This is a genomic window from Mycobacterium sp. (assembly GCF_019243155.1).
Taxonomy (GTDB): domain Bacteria; phylum Actinomycetota; class Actinomycetes; order Mycobacteriales; family Mycobacteriaceae; genus Mycobacterium.
In genome coordinates, this window is the sequence record NZ_JAFAUS010000088.1 from 1 (window position 1) to 14,623 (window position 14,623).

Genomic DNA, 14,623 nt, shown 5'->3' on the forward strand with positions numbered 1-14,623 from the left:
GCCGACGCGCTCGTCGACCTCGGCTCCGCGTTGTGGGCGGCCCCGTCGCGGCGGGTGCCGTTCACCGCGGTGTTGTTGGGGCACAGCGACATTGGCGATCTGCCGTTAGGGCCACCGCGCGACCCGGTGCAATTCCTGTCGGCGACACCCGTCACCGCGACCGAAGCGGCGTGGGTGCGGCTGAAGGGCGCCGAGGCCATGCGAGCGGCCTGGCAGAACGACGGTGTCGACGTGCTTAATGCGAATCGTCCTGCTGCGCAACCGAGTTGACAGCGCGCTAGAGCCAGTTGTTGCGCCGGAACTGGAAGTACAGCACCACACAGGTGACCGTCATCGCGGCCATCACGCCCGGGTAGCCCCACGTCCAGTCCAGCTCGGGCATGAAGTGGAAGTTCATGCCGTAGATGGCGGCGACCATGGTCGGGACCGCCAAGATACCGGCCCAGGCCGCCATCTTGCGCATGTCGTTGTTCTGCTGCATGCCGACCCGGGCCAGCGCCGCCTGTACCAGCGAATTCAGCATGTCGTCGTAGCTGGCGATCTGGTCGGCGGCCTCGGAGTGGTGATCGGCGACGTCGCGCAGGTAGCGGCGCAGTTCCTTCGAGATAAGGTCCTTGTACTCCACCTGGATTCGGTGGAACGCGACGGACAGCGGGTTGACGCATCGCCGTAGCTCGACGACCTCACGCTTGAGCAGATAAATCGGTTCCACATCGAGCTTGCGGCCCGGAGCGAACGCCAACGCCTCGATGCTGTCGATGTCGTCCAGCATCAAACCGCTCACCTCGAGGTAGTGGTCCACCACGTGGTCGGCGATGGCGTGCATCACCGCGTACGGCCCCAGGCACGTCTGCTCGGGGTCGGCGTCCATCCGCTTGCGCACGTCCGACAGTCCGCCATGTTCGCCGTGCCGGACCGTGACCACGAAATCCCTGCCGACGAAGACCATGATCTCGCCGGTCTCCACGATCTCGCGCGCCAGCACCACCGATTCGTGCTCGACGTAATTGACGGTCTTCAGAACCAGAAACAGTGTGTCGTCATAGCGTTCGAGCTTGGGTCGCTGATGAGCGCACACCGCGTCTTCGACTGCCAACGCGTGCAGCCCGAACACGTCGGCCACGTCCTGCATCTGTTCGTGATCAGGCTCACGCAGGCCGACCCAGACGAAGGCCTCGCGTCCGAGCATTTCGATCTCGCGCACCTTGTTGAGGGCGGCTCGGTAGGTGAACTTGCCGGGCATCCGGTAGCCGTCGGCATAGACGGCACAGTCGATCAGCGCGTCGGGCGGTGGCTTGGGGGCTTCGGGCTCCGGTGGTTGAGGCGGGTGGGCGAGAGGTCGCAGTGCCTCGGGCAATGCGTCGAATCCTTGGAACACATCCACCTCCGATCACAGCGCAGGTCGTCTGGGCCGAGATCATGCTACGCGTCCCAGGCGTACGGAAGCGCCAACTGAGCCGGGAGAAAGCCCTGGTAACGGACCGGAGGTCGACGGCCAACCAGGGTGCGCTAGTTTCGTGCCGAGACCCGTATACGAACTTCTCCATAAGGGGTAAATCGACGTGAGCGCAAGTCCTCTCAAGGTCGCCGTCACCGGCGCCGCCGGCCAGATCGGCTACAGCCTGTTGTTCCGCTTGGCGAGCGGTTCGCTCTTGGGCCCCGACCGCCCGATCGAGCTGCGGCTGCTCGAGATCGAGCCCGCGCTCAAGGCGCTCGAGGGTGTCGTGATGGAGCTCGACGACTGCGCCTTCCCGCTGTTGTCCGGCGTTGAGATCGGCGCGGACGCCAACAAAATCTTCGACGGCGTGAACCTGGCGCTGCTGGTCGGGGCGCGGCCGCGCGGCCCGGGCATGGAGCGCAGCGACCTGCTGGAGGCCAACGGCGCGATCTTCACCGCGCAGGGCAAGGCGCTCAACTCCGTCGCCGCCAGCGACGTCCGCATCGGCGTGACGGGCAACCCGGCCAACACCAACGCGTTGATCGCGCTGAGCAACGCCCCCGATATCCCCAAGGAGCGGTTCTCCGCGCTGACCCGCCTGGACCACAACCGGGCAATCTCGCAGCTGGCCACCAAGACCGGCGCGAAGGTCACCGACATCAAGAAGATGACGATCTGGGGCAACCACTCGGCCACCCAGTACCCCGACATCTTCCACGCCGAGGTCGGCGGCAAGAACGCGGCCGAGGTGGTCAACGACCAGAACTGGATCGAGAACGACTTCATCCCGACCGTTGCCAAGCGCGGCGCGGCGATCATCGATGCGCGCGGCGCCTCCTCGGCCGCGTCCGCGGCGTCGGCCACCGTCGACGCCGCCCGCTCCTGGCTGCTGGGCAGCCCGGACGGTGACTGGGTGTCGATGGCGGTCTACTCCGACGGCTCCTACGGCGTGCCCGAAGGCATCGTGTCGTCGTTCCCGGTGACCACCAAGAACGGCGACTGGTCGATCGTGCAGGGGCTGGAGATCGACGAGTTCTCCCGCAGCCGCATCGACAAGACCACCGCCGAGTTGGTCGAGGAGCGCACCGCTGTGACGGAGCTCAAGCTGATCTGATCGGGCCCGGCGCGAATTAGGCCTACTAATGAGTAGTCAGTACCCTGGGGCGCGTGTCCGAATTGCTTGAATCGATACAGAGTCGCGCCGAGCAGGGGGCGATCACTGATGCGGAGATCTTCGAGGCACACGTCGGCGGCAAGCTTTCCGTAGGCCTGACCGCTCCGCTGAACACCCAGCGCTCGCTGTCGATCGCCTACACGCCCGGTGTGGCGCAGGTGAGCCGCGCGATCGCCGCCGATCACACGCTGGCCGCACGCTACACCTGGGCGGGGGGGCTCGTTGCCGTCGTCAGTGACGGCAGCGCCGTGCTCGGCCTGGGCGACATCGGGCCGGCGGCGTCGCTGCCGGTGATGGAAGGCAAGTGCGCGCTGTTCAAGGAGTTCGCCGGGCTGGACGCGATCCCGATCGTGTTGAACACCAAGGATCCCGACGAGATCGTCGAGACCCTGGTGCGGCTGCGACCCACGTTCGGCGCGGTCAACCTGGAGGACATCTCGGCGCCGCGCTGCTTCGAGATCGAACGGCGCGTCATCGAAGAGCTGGACTGCCCGGTGATGCACGACGACCAGCACGGCACGGCAATCGTGGTGCTTTCGGCGCTGATGGGTGCGAGCAAGCTGCTCGGCCGCGACATGGCGTCGCTGAAAGTGGTGGTCTCCGGTGCCGGGGCCGCCGGCGTCGCGTGCTCGAATCTCCTTCTCGCCATGGGAGTTTCGGATATCACCGTGCTGGACTCGCGCGGCATTCTGCACACCGGGCGCGATGACATGAACACCATCAAGTCCGACCTGGCGCGGCGCAGCAATCCGCGCGGCCTCTCGGGCGGCATCGTGGAGGCGCTCGAGGGGGCCGATGTGTTCCTCGGTCTGTCGGCGGGTGTGGTTCCCGAAGAGCTGATCGCCACCATGGCACCCAACGGGGTCGTGTTCGCGCTGTCCAACCCCGACCCGGAGATCCACCCCCACGTCGCCGCCAAGTACGCGGCGGTGGTGGCCACCGGCCGTAGTGACTTCCCGAATCAGATCAACAACGTACTGGCTTTCCCCGGCGTGTTCCGCGGGGCGCTGGACGCGGGAGCGCGGCGGATCACGCAGAAGATGATGGTCGCCGCTGCCACGGCGATCTTCTCCGTCGTCAGCGATGACCTCGCTCCCGACCGCGTCGTTCCCAGCCCGCTGGACCTGCGCGTCGGCGAGGCGGTTGCCACGGCGGTCGCGCTGGCCGCGGAAACCTCCGACAAGCCGGAGTGAGGATCGGCCGGCTGGCGGTGCCGCTGCTCGCCGTCCTGCTCGCAGTGGCCGCCTGCACGACCGGCACCGGCGACCATCGGGCCCGTCCGGACGTGGTTGTCGGGTCGCGGCCCGACCCCGAGTCGACATTGCTGGCCGCCGTCTACGTGGCCGCGCTGCGCTCGTACGGTTTCGGAGCCCGGGCCGATACCGCCGTCGACCCGATGGCGCGACTGGATTCGGGCGCATTCACCGTCGTTCCCGCCCTCACCGGCCGTACGTTGCAGACCTTGCAGCCCGGTGCGGTGGCGGTGTCGGACACGGCCGTCTATCGGGCGATGGTGGCCGCGCTGCCCGAGGGCGTCGCCGCGGGTGACTACACGACGGCCGCCGAAGACAAACCCGTTCTCCTGGTCAGCGGTCCGACCGCCAAGGCGTGGAGCGGCAGCGGTGTCAGCGCGGACCTGAGCACACTGCCGGCACACTGCGCCGGTCTGGTCGTCGGGATGGTCACCGGACACCCCGCGCCCTCTTCGGTCGGTACCTGCCGGCTTCCCGCTCCGCGTGAATTCCCGGACGAGACAACGATGTTCGCCGCGGTGCGAGGCGGGCAGCTGACCGCGGGCTGGACGACCACCGCCGCCCCGGGCAGTCCGGGAGACCTGGTCGCGCTGGCCGACGGCAAACCCGCGTTGATACCCGCCGAGAACGTGGTGCCGCTCTACCGGCGCAACGCGCTCAGCGATCGACAGCTGTTGGCGATCAACGAGATTGCCGGCGTGCTGGACACCGCGACCTTGGTCGACATGCGCCGCCAAGTGGCGGGTGGGGGCGACCCGCAGGCGGTGGCCGGCGGATGGCTGGCCGAACACCCGCTCGGGCGTTGAGGATCAGCCCCTGGTGAGCAACCGGTGCACGGCGTGCTTGACCCGGTTCATGACGGGACCCGCCAGCAGCCGGTCGTGGCCCCCACCGGTTAGCCGTACCAGCAGGTCCATGGCCTTGACTTCCGGGCCGATCAGCACGCGTGCCTTGTTCTTGCCGACCGCCTCGAGGATGACCTGAGCGGCCTGCTGCGGCGTGGTCTTGGCCTGTTGCTCCTCGAACTGGTTGGTCAGGCCGGTCCTGTCGAGGCCGTCGGCGAAGGCGGCGTTGCGGGCAAACGCCGTTTGTACGCCGCCGGGGTGCACGGTGGTGACGCTCACGGGGTGGCCGGCGGCGGCCATCTCCTGCCGCAGCGCATCGGTGAATCCCCGGACCGCGAACTTTGCCGACACGTACGCAGCCTGCCCGGGCGCCGAAAACAGGCCGAGCGCGCTCGAGATATTGATGACGTGCCCGTCGCCGGAGGCGATCAGGTGGGGGAGGAAGGCCTTGGTGCCGTTGACGACGCCCCAGTAGTCGACGTCCATCACGCGTTCGATGTCCTTGAACCGGGCGGCTTCGATGGATCCGATGAACGTGATTCCGGCGTTGTTGTAGATCTGGTTGACCGTGCCGAAGTGGTCGTTGACCGCGTCGGCGTAGCTCAGGAACTCCTCGCGTTCGGTCACGTCCAGCTGGTCGACTTTGACCGGCACTCCGATCGCCTTCAGCTGCTGCCCGGTTTGCGCCAGTCCCTCGGTGTTGACGTCGCTGATTGCCAGGCTCGCGCCCGCCCGACCCAGTTCCACCGCCAACGCCTGGCCGATACCCGAACCCGCACCCGTTACTACGGCAACCTTGCCAGCAAAGCTCTGCATGAGCACCTTTCTCTGTGCCCCCGACCGTTCAGGTTAACGGAGTTGTCCGTATGTCTATCAGGGGCCTGACAAAGCCGAGGCGAACGCTATCGCGCCCCATGCCGTCGTCGCCAGCCGCACGGCTCCGACGTGCCGACGACGCGGCTTAGACCTTGGGCATCAATCGGCCCATGACGGGCCCGAACAGCTGCTGGTATCCCGACCCGGTCAGTCGCACCAAGATGTCCAAGATCTTGGCGTCGCCGCCTACCAGCACCCGGGCCTTCTTCTTGCGCACCGCCTCGAGAATGATTTCGGCCGCGCGTTTCGGAGTGGTTCTGGCCAGGCGTTTGTCGAACAGCTTGGCCAGCTCGGCCTGGTCGAGTCCCTCGGCTGTGGTGGCGTTGCGGGCGATCGCGGTCTTGATGCCGCCGGGGTGCACCGTCGTCACCGCCACCGGGTGACCGGCCGCCACCATCTCCTGCCGCAGCGCCTCGGTGAAGCCGCGCACGGCGAACTTGGCTGCGTTGTAGGCCGCCTGCCCGGGAACGGCGAACAGGCCGAAGATGCTAGAGACGTTGATGACGTGCCCGTCGCCGGAGGCGATCAGGTGGGGGAGGAAGGCCTTGGTGCCGTTGACGACGCCCCAGAAATCGACGTCCATCACCCGCTCGATGTCCTTGAACTGGCTAACTTCGATGTCGCCCGTGAACGCGATGCCGGCGTTGTTGTAGATCTGGTTGACCTTGCCGAAGTGCTCGTTGACCGCGTCGGCGTAAAGCAGGAATGCCTCGCGCTCGGTCACGTCGAGCCGGTCGGATTTGACCGGGGCGCCGATCGCCTTCAACTGCTCCTCGGTCTGCGCCAGGCCCTCGATGTTGACGTCGCTGATCGCGACGCTGGCGCCGGAGCGGCCCAGCTCGATGGCCAACGCCTGTCCGATACCCGAACCCGCTCCGGTCACCACGGCGACCTTGCCGGCGAAGCCCTGCATGAGCAACCTTTCCTTCAGCACGTTTTGCGTCGAGGTTAGCCGGTACCGAGGGTCCCAGTACTAGAGGGTGAGTACCGTCACCCGAACGCGATGTCGAGGATCTCCTGCTGCTCGACTGCGTGCACCTTCGACGAGCCCGACGACGGGGCCGACATCGCACGGCGTGAGATGCGCTTGATACCGGTCAGCTTGTCGGGAAGCAGCTCGGGCAGCTCCAGGCCGAATCGCGGCCATGCGCCCTGGTTGGCCGGCTCCTCCTGCACCCAGAAGAACTCTCTGGCGTTCGGGTAGCGCTCCAGCGTTTCGTTGAGCCGCCGCTTCGGCAGCGGCGCCAGCTGCTCGATGCGCACGATCGCGACGTCCTCGCGCTTGTCCTTGGCCTTGCGCGCCACCAGCTCGTAGTAGATCTTTCCGCTGGTCAGCAGGATCCGGGAGACCTTGCTGCGATCGCCGATACCGTCCTCGTAGGTGGGCTCTTCCAGCACCGAGCGGAACTTGAGCTCGGTGAAGTCCTTCACGTCGCTGACGGCCGCCTTGTTGCGCAGCATCGACTTCGGCGTGAACACGATCAGCGGGCGCTGCACGCCGTCGAGCGCGTGCCGGCGCAACAGGTGGAAGTAGTTCGACGGCGTCGAGGGAACGGCGATGGTCATCGACCCCTCGGCCCACAGCTGCAGGAAGCGCTCGATGCGCCCCGACGTGTGGTCGGGTCCCTGCCCCTCGTGCCCGTGCGGCAGCAGCAGCACCACGTTGGACAGCTGGCCCCACTTGGCCTCGCCGGAGCTGATGAACTCGTCGATGATCGACTGGGCGCCGTTGACGAAGTCGCCGAACTGCGCCTCCCACAGGACCAGGGCGTCCGGGTTGCCGACGGTGTAGCCGTATTCGAAGCCGACCGCCGCGTACTCCGACAGCGGTGAGTCGTAGACCAGGAACTTGCCACCGGTCGGGCTGCCGTCCTTGTTGGTCGTCAGCAGTTTGAGCGGCGTGAACTCCTGGCCGGAATTGCGGTCGATGATCACCGAGTGCCGCTGCGAGAAGGTGCCGCGGCGGGTGTCCTGCCCGGACAGCCGCACCAGCTTGCCCTCGGCCACCAGGGTGCCCAGCGCCAGCAGCTCGCCGAACGCCCAGTCGATCTTGCCCTCGTAGGCCATCTCCCGGCGCTTCTCCAGCACCGGTTGCACGCGCGGGTGGGCAGTGAAGCCGTCCGGCAGCGCCAGGAAGGCGTCGCCGATGCGGGCCAGTAGCGACTTGTCCACGCCGGTGGCCAGGCCCGCCGGCACGATCTGGTCGGCCTCCACCGATTCGCTCGGCAGGGCGCCGTGCTTCTCCAGGTCGCGGACCTCGTTGAACACCCGCTCCAGCTGGCCCTGGTAGTCGCGCAGCGCGTCCTCGGCTTCCTTCATCGAGATGTCGCCGCGGCCGATGAGGGCTTCGGTGTAGCTCTTGCGGACACCGCGCTTGGTGTCGACGACGTCGTACATGGCGGGGTTGGTCATCGACGGGTCGTCGCCCTCGTTGTGACCGCGCTTGCGGTAGCACAGCATGTCGATGACGACGTCCTTCTTGAACTTCTGCCGGAAGTCCACGGCAAGCTTCGCCACCCACGCGCCGGCTTCCGGGTCGTCGCCGTTCACGTGGAAGATCGGCGCCCCGATCATCTTGGCGACGTCGGTGCAGTACTCGCTGGACTTCGAGCACTCCGGCGCGGTGGTGAATCCGATCTGGTTGTTCACGATGATGTGGATGGTGCCGCCGACGCGGTAGCCGGGCAGGTTGGCCAGGTTCAGCGCCTCAGCGACCACTCCCTGGCCGGCGAAAGCGGCGTCGCCGTGCATCATCAGCGGGACCACGGAGAAGTTCTCCTCGCACCCCTCGTTGTCCGCATCCGGGTCCAGCAGATCCTGCTTGGCCCGGACCAGACCCTCGAGCACCGGGTCGACGGCCTCCAAGTGCGACGGGTTGGCGGTCAGCGATACCTGAATGTCGTTGTCGCCGAACATCTGCAGGTACACGCCGGTGGCGCCCAGGTGGTACTTGACGTCGCCGGAGCCGTGGGCCTGCGACGGGTTGAGGTTGCCCTCGAACTCGCTGAAGATCTGCGAGTAGGGCTTGCCGACGATGTTGGCGAGCACGTTGAGCCGCCCGCGGTGGGGCATCCCGATGACGACTTCGTCCAGGGCGTGCTCGGCGCACTGGTCGATCGCCGCGTCCATCATGGGGATCACGCTCTCGGCGCCTTCAAGTGAAAAGCGTTTCTGTCCAACGTATTTGGTTTGCAGGAAGGTCTCGAAAGCCTCGGCGGCGTTCAGCTTGCTCAGGATGAACTTCTGTTCGGCCACAGTCGGTTTGACGTGCTTGGTCTCGACTCGCTCCTGCAGCCACTCCTGTTGCTCGGGATCCAGGATGTGCGTGTACTCCACGCCGATGTGGCGGCAGTAGGCGTCGCGCAGCAGCCCCAGGATGTCGCGCAGCCTCTTGTACTCGCAACCGGCAAAACCGTTGACCTTGAACACCCGGTCGAGGTCCCACAGCGTCAGACCGTGGTTGAGGATTTCGAGGTCGGGGTGGCTGCGGAACCGGGTCTTGTCCAGCCGCAACGGGTCGATGTCGGCCATCAGGTGCCCGCGGTTGCGGTAGGCCGCGATCAACTCCATCACCCGGGCGTTCTTGTCGACGATGGAGTCCGGGTTGTCGGTGCTCCACCGCACCGGAAGGTACGGGTTGCCGAGCTCGCGGAAGATGTCGTCCCAGAACGCGTCCGAGAGCAGCATCTCGTGGATGGTGCGCAGGAAGTCGCCGGATTCCGCGCCCTGGATGATGCGGTGGTCGTAGGTCGAGGTCAGCGTGATCAGCTTGCCGATCCCCAGTTCGGCGATGCGTTCCTCGCTGGCGCCCTGGAACTCCGCGGGGTATTCCATCGCGCCGACGCCGATGATCGCACCCTGGCCCGCCATCAGCCGCGGCACCGAGTGCACGGTGCCGATGGTGCCGGGGTTGGTCAGCGAAATCGTCACGCCTGCAAAGTCTTCGGCGGTCAGCTTGCCGTCGCGGGCGCGGCGGACGATGTCTTCGTACGCGGTGACGAACTGGGCGAACCGCATCGTCTCGCACGCCTTGATGCCGGCCACCACCAGGGAACGCTTTCCATCTTTGCCCTGCAGGTCGATGGCCAGGCCGAGATTGGTGTGCGCCGGGGTGATCGCGGTGGGCTTGCCGTCGATCTCGGCGTAGTGCCGGTTCATGTTCGGGAACTTCTTGACCGCCTGTACCAGCGCGTAGCCCAGCAGGTGGGTGAACGAGATCTTGCCGCCGCGGGTGCGCTTGAGCTGGTTGTTGATGACGATCCGGTTGTCGATCATCAGCTTGGCCGGAACGGCGCGCACGCTGGTGGCCGTTGGCACGTCCAGCGACGCGGACATGTTCTTGACGACGGCGGCCGCGGCGCCGCGCAGTGTCTGCAGTTCGTCGCCTTCGGCCGGCGGGGGAGTCGCGGCTTTGGCCCGCGCGGGTGCGGCCGGCGCCGTCGCGCCGTTGCCCGCGGCGGTGCTGGCGGGGGCGGTGGGCTTGGCGGACGCGGCTGCCTGCGGGGCCGACTCGGCCGGCTGGGCTGGCTGGGCCGCGGGCTTGGCGGCAGGCGCCTCAACGGCGCTCGGGGCGCTGGGGGCTGATTCGGCGGTGGGCTCGGGGTTGTAGTCGACGAGGAATTCATGCCAGCTCGGATCGACCGACGAGGGGTCGTCGCGGAACTTGCGGTACATCTCTTCGACCAGCCATTCGTTTTGCCCGAATGGTGAACTTATATTGCCCACGGCCGCTGTTCGCCTCAATCCTTTTGTCCTGCAAGCGCATTCCGCGGCGCCTGCACCCTTGTCGGCCCCCGGATGGTGGTGCATTTCACACCATTGGCGACCGTCAAACTTTCCGCCCTATAAAGGCTAACCTTTCGCCAGCAATTCGCCAGGGAGAGCCGGAAAGGCAGGATATCGCCGAGCGCTAGCCGGCCTCGTGTACGGGGGGCACCAAGTGCAGGCTCCGCGGCCAGCGGGCGGGCGGAGCGCCGAATGCCCGGTTGGCGTTGCGGATGATTTTCTTGCCCGCGAGGTAATTGCCGATCGCGCCTACTACGACCCCGAGGCCGACGGGGAGCAGCTTGCCGAACAACAGCGCGCCGCGGCGCAGGGTGTAGCGCCGGACCCACGATTTGAGCAGTCGCGAGTTCAGTTGCGACATTGACGACAGCGGCAGGGCGGCCATGCTTTCAGAAATCCAGCCGCCGCTGGTGCGCCCCGGGCCGATCAATTGAGAGATCGCCTGCTTGCCGTTGTCGCCGACCAGCACCGACAGCACCAGCGTGCGGCGTCGTTCGTGGTGGTCGGCGGGAACGCCGTACACCACCGCCACCGCCAGCACATAGAACGCGGTCGTCTCCAGGAACGCGACCGTCTCGGCCGCGGCTGCGGACAGGGCGCTCACCGTGCCGATTCCGGGGACGGTCGCCGTCGCACCCACGGCAACGCCACTGGCGGTCACGATGGCCAGGTAGCGCTTCTGCAGCTTGGCCAGGATCTCGGCGGGGCTGGCGTCCGGTTGCGCGTTGCGCAGCCGGTTCACGTACGCCTCGGCCGCCGGTCCCTGGATACGCGAGCTGCGCTCGATGGCCTGCGCCAACGCGCGGGCGGACGCCTTGGGCCGACCTTTGTCGGAGGTCGGCGCCTGTTCCGCGCCGGACATATTGAAAAACCGGTTCCGTCGGGCCCGCATATCGTCTCTCCTGCAACTGGCGTTCCTTCAGGCTAACCCGCCCGTCGCCGAACACCGGCCGAATAAAACGCCTTCCCGCCCTATCTACCCGGTATCGGGTCCTTGCCTGCCGACGAATTTTGTCGGGCGGAATAATGCACGCTGGATGTCCGGAGTCCGCGGGGCCCACCGGTGGGCTTTCGCCAGACGAGTGGGGTATATCACTCTGGTGGGTTCGGCCGGACGCGGCATCGGGAGCTGAAGCGAGGTGGGTAGATGACCACGGCGACGCCCCGCTCACCCCGGGGGAGCGGCCGCGCGGGGTCGACTCCAGCCCAATTCCCGAAACGCTGGGATTTCCTCACCAGGAGTTCGCCGCAGTCGGAGAACCCCTGGAACGCGCTGTGGGCGATGATGATCGGCTTCTTCATGATCATGGTCGACTCGACCATCGTCGCCATCGCGAACCCGACCATCATGGCCGACTTGCGGATCGGGTACGGCGCCGTGGTGTGGGTGACCAGCGCCTATCTGCTCGGCTACGCGGTGGTGCTGCTGGTGGCCGGGCGCCTCGGTGATCGGTTCGGACCCAAAAACCTGTACCTGATCGGCTTGGTGGTGTTCACCGCCGCCTCGGTGTGGTGCGGGCTGTCGGGCAGCGCCGCCATGCTGATCGCGGCGCGCGTCGTGCAAGGCGTCGGGGCCGGGGTGCTGACCCCACAGACCCTGTCGACGATCACCCGGATCTTCCCGCCGCAGCGGCGCGGGGTGGCGGTGAGCTTGTGGGGCGCCACCGCGGGAGCCGCCAGCCTGGTGGGGCCGTTGGTGGGCGGGTTGCTGGTCGACTGGCTGGGCTGGGAGTGGATTTTCTTCGTCAACGTCCCCATCGGCATCGTGGGGTTGGCGTTGGCGTTCTGGCTGGTCCCGGTGTTGCCGACCCAAGCGCACCGGTTCGATGTGGCCGGTGTCGTGTTGTCCGGGGTGGGGATGTTCCTGATCGTGTTCGGGCTGCAGCAGGGCCAGACCGCGCACTGGGAACCCTGGATCTGGGCGATGATCGTCGCCGGCATCGGATTTATGACCGCATTCGTCTATTGGCAGTCGGTGAACACCCGCGAGCCGCTGATCCCGTTGGTGATCTTCGCCGACCGGGATTTCAGCCTGTGCAACGTCGGGGTGGCCATCATCTCGTTCGGTGCGACGTCGATGATGCTGCCGCTGACCTTCTTCGCCCAGGCGGTCTGCGGTCTGTCGCCGACGCGCTCCGCCCTGCTGATCGCGCCGATGGCGATCGCCAACGGGGTGCTCGCGCCGTTCGTCGGGAAGTTGGTCGACAGGTATCACCCGCGCCCCGTCCTCGGCTTCGGATTCTCGGTGCTGGCCAGCGCGCTCACGTGGCTCGCGTTCGAGATGTCCCCGGACACCCCGATCTGGCGGCTGGTGCTGCCGTTCTTCGGGATCGGCGTCGGGATGGCGTTCATCTGGTCGCCGCTGACCGCCACGGCGACGCGCAACCTGCCGCCGGAACTGGCCGGCGCCAGCTCCGCCGTGTACAACTCGGTCCGTCAGCTGGGGGCGGTGCTCGGCAGCGCCAGCATGGCCGCGTTCATGACATCGCGAATCGGTGCCGAGATGCCGTCGCGGCAACCCGGCGGGGCGATCGGCGGCGACGGCGGCCTGCTGCTTCCCGGATTCCTGCGCGTCCCCTTCGCGTCCGCGATGTCACAGTCGGTGCTGTTGCCCGCGTTCATCGCGCTGTTCGGGATCATCGCCGCCCTGTTCCTGACCGGCTTCACCCCGTGGGCGGACACGGGCGCCCGCACGCGCGGACAGCCGGCGCCCGAGGGTGGTGATGTCGTCGACGACGACTACGACGATGACGAATACGTTGAGTTCGTACTCGTTCGCAACCCCCCGAACGCGCCACCGCCCCGGGCCCGTACCCGTGCCGTCGCTGCCCCACCGCGCGAGAAAGAGAGCGACGCCGGCCCGCCACTGGGGCGGGTCGAGCACCCGCTCCCGGCGCCCGCCGAGACGTGGCACAGCGATCCCGTCGAGTCGTGGCACAGCCTGCTCGATGACCCCGACCCGCCTGCTCAGCCGATTGGCTTCGCGCACAACAGTTCTCATTCCGATGCCCAGCAGCGCTTCCGTCCGGCCACGGGGTTTTCGGGTCGCGCCGGCAGGTCCCGCGATGAGCGGCATGCGCCGCCCGAACGCCAGCACAACGGCTTCACCAGGCCGCAGTTCACCGAAGGCGAGCGTCGACGCGGTCATCGCTACCGGCCGGACCCAGATGACGATCCGACCGGACACGGTCGGCACTCGTCCGGCAACTAGCCGCTCAGGTGGGGTGCCCCCGTCAGCGCCAGGAACGCGCCCAGATCCAGCAGCCCCGCGGGCGTGGACGGCAGATACTCGGTCAGCGACTGCGAGCGCACGATCACCGCCGCGTACTGGGCCCGGCTGACCGCGACGTTGAGTCGATTCCTGTTGAGCAGAAACGCGATGCCGCGCGGCACCACGTCCGCCGAGGACGCGGTCATCGAGATGAAGACCACCGGCGCCTGCCCGCCCTGGAACTTGTCGACGGTCCCCACCCTGACCTCACCCTGCCCCGCCGACGTCAACCGCTGACGCAGCAGCCCGACTTGGGCGTTGTAGGGCGCCAGCACCAGCACGTCGGAGGCGGTCAACGCCCGGGCACCGTGCTCGTCGGTCCACGTGGTGCCGAGCAGCCGCGTGATCTCGCCGGTGATCGTGTCAGCCTCCTCGGGGCTCTCCGTCGAGTTGCCATGATGATCGACCGTGAGCGTCTGCACGCCGGGCCGATAACCCTCGAGGCTCCGGGCGGCGGTGCGCTCGGTGTGCGAGCGCAGCCTGCCCTCGTAGGCCAGCGCGGAGACCGCGGCGCAGACCGCGGGATGCATCCGGTACGAACGGTCCAGGAAGTAGCCGCGTTCGTCGGGCAGGGTGCGCTGACCGTCGACTAGCCAGTCCAGCGCGGACGTGTCAACGGGTTCCGGGTGGGTGCCCTGGCTGACCTGAGGCAGCTGCTGGGGGTCGCCGAGCAGGAGGAGATTCCCGGCCGCCGGTGCCACGGCGACGGTGTTGGCCAGGCAGTACTGGCCTGCCTCGTCGATCACCAGCAGGTCCAGGCTGCCCGGCGTCACCTTGTTGGCGTTGGCGAAGTCCCATGCCGTGCCGCCGACTACACATCCCGCCGTGTCGGCGATGAATGCCGCATAGGCGTTGCCGTCGATCTCCTGCCAGCGCGGCGCGTTGTGGTCGTTGCGCTTCTTGGCGACCCGCTCCGGGTCCAGTCCGGCGTCGATGACGCAGTCCAGCAGGTTTTCCACCGTGGCGTGCGATTGCGCGACG

The 14,623-nt window shown here is 67.2% G+C and carries 11 protein-coding genes; 5 read left to right on the forward strand and 6 right to left on the reverse strand.

The annotated features are described in order from the left end of the window. The coding region (locus JOZ00_RS04465) for a suppressor of fused domain protein (RefSeq protein WP_293340200.1) at positions 1-270 on the forward strand (270 nt) is incomplete at its 5' end. Between the two features lie 7 nt (positions 271-277). Here the strand turns inward: JOZ00_RS04465 and corA are convergent. Continuing rightward, positions 278-1,378: a magnesium/cobalt transporter CorA gene (gene corA / locus JOZ00_RS04470; RefSeq protein WP_293340203.1), complete on the reverse strand. Its 1,101-nt coding sequence runs from the start codon at positions 1,376-1,378 to the stop codon at positions 278-280. 184 nt (positions 1,379-1,562) lie between these two features. Between corA and JOZ00_RS04475 the strand changes: the two genes are divergently transcribed. Genes JOZ00_RS04475 through JOZ00_RS04485 form a run of 3 tightly spaced genes read left to right on the forward strand, consistent with a single transcriptional unit; the run spans position 1,563 to position 4,671 of the window. Beyond that, positions 1,563-2,552, forward strand: coding sequence for a malate dehydrogenase (locus JOZ00_RS04475; protein ID WP_293340205.1), 990 nt, complete (start codon positions 1,563-1,565; stop codon positions 2,550-2,552). A gap of 53 nt (positions 2,553-2,605) precedes the next feature. Then, positions 2,606-3,805: an NADP-dependent malic enzyme gene (locus JOZ00_RS04480; protein ID WP_293340208.1), complete on the forward strand. Its 1,200-nt coding sequence runs from the start codon at positions 2,606-2,608 to the stop codon at positions 3,803-3,805. Next, positions 3,802-4,671 carry a glycine betaine ABC transporter substrate-binding protein gene (locus JOZ00_RS04485; RefSeq protein WP_293340211.1) on the forward strand — a complete coding sequence of 290 codons (870 nt, stop codon included), beginning with the start codon at positions 3,802-3,804 and terminating at the stop codon, positions 4,669-4,671. The genes JOZ00_RS04480 and JOZ00_RS04485 overlap by 4 nt, the downstream gene beginning before the upstream one ends. A gap of 3 nt (positions 4,672-4,674) precedes the next feature. Here the strand turns inward: JOZ00_RS04485 and JOZ00_RS04490 are convergent, their stop codons facing one another. The 4 genes from JOZ00_RS04490 to JOZ00_RS04505 form a co-directional block, all read right to left on the reverse strand. Next, positions 4,675-5,526, reverse strand: a complete 852-nt coding sequence (locus JOZ00_RS04490; protein WP_293340214.1) for an SDR family NAD(P)-dependent oxidoreductase — start codon at positions 5,524-5,526, stop codon at positions 4,675-4,677. A 145-nt stretch (positions 5,527-5,671) separates the two neighbouring features. Then, positions 5,672-6,499 (reverse strand): SDR family oxidoreductase, encoded by an 828-nt coding sequence (locus tag JOZ00_RS04495; RefSeq protein WP_293340217.1) that lies wholly within the window; start codon positions 6,497-6,499, stop codon positions 5,672-5,674. A 77-nt stretch (positions 6,500-6,576) separates the two neighbouring features. Then, entirely contained in the window at positions 6,577-10,311 is a 3,735-nt protein-coding gene (locus JOZ00_RS04500; RefSeq protein ID WP_293340219.1) for a multifunctional oxoglutarate decarboxylase/oxoglutarate dehydrogenase thiamine pyrophosphate-binding subunit/dihydrolipoyllysine-residue succinyltransferase subunit, read from the reverse strand. Between the two features lie 184 nt (positions 10,312-10,495). Continuing rightward, positions 10,496-11,263, reverse strand: a complete 768-nt coding sequence (locus tag JOZ00_RS04505; RefSeq protein WP_293340222.1) for a hypothetical protein — start codon at positions 11,261-11,263, stop codon at positions 10,496-10,498. A gap of 255 nt (positions 11,264-11,518) precedes the next feature. On the opposite strand from JOZ00_RS04505, the gene JOZ00_RS04510 reads away from it, so the two are divergent. Further along, a complete protein-coding gene (locus JOZ00_RS04510; RefSeq protein ID WP_293340225.1) occupies positions 11,519-13,582 on the forward strand; it encodes an MFS transporter in 2,064 nt (687 codons plus the stop codon). On the opposite strand, the gene JOZ00_RS04515 is transcribed toward JOZ00_RS04510, so the two are convergent. Further along, on the reverse strand, positions 13,579-14,623 hold a 1,045-nt coding region (locus JOZ00_RS04515; RefSeq protein ID WP_293340228.1), incomplete at its 5' end, for a DEAD/DEAH box helicase. The genes JOZ00_RS04510 and JOZ00_RS04515 overlap by 4 nt on opposite strands.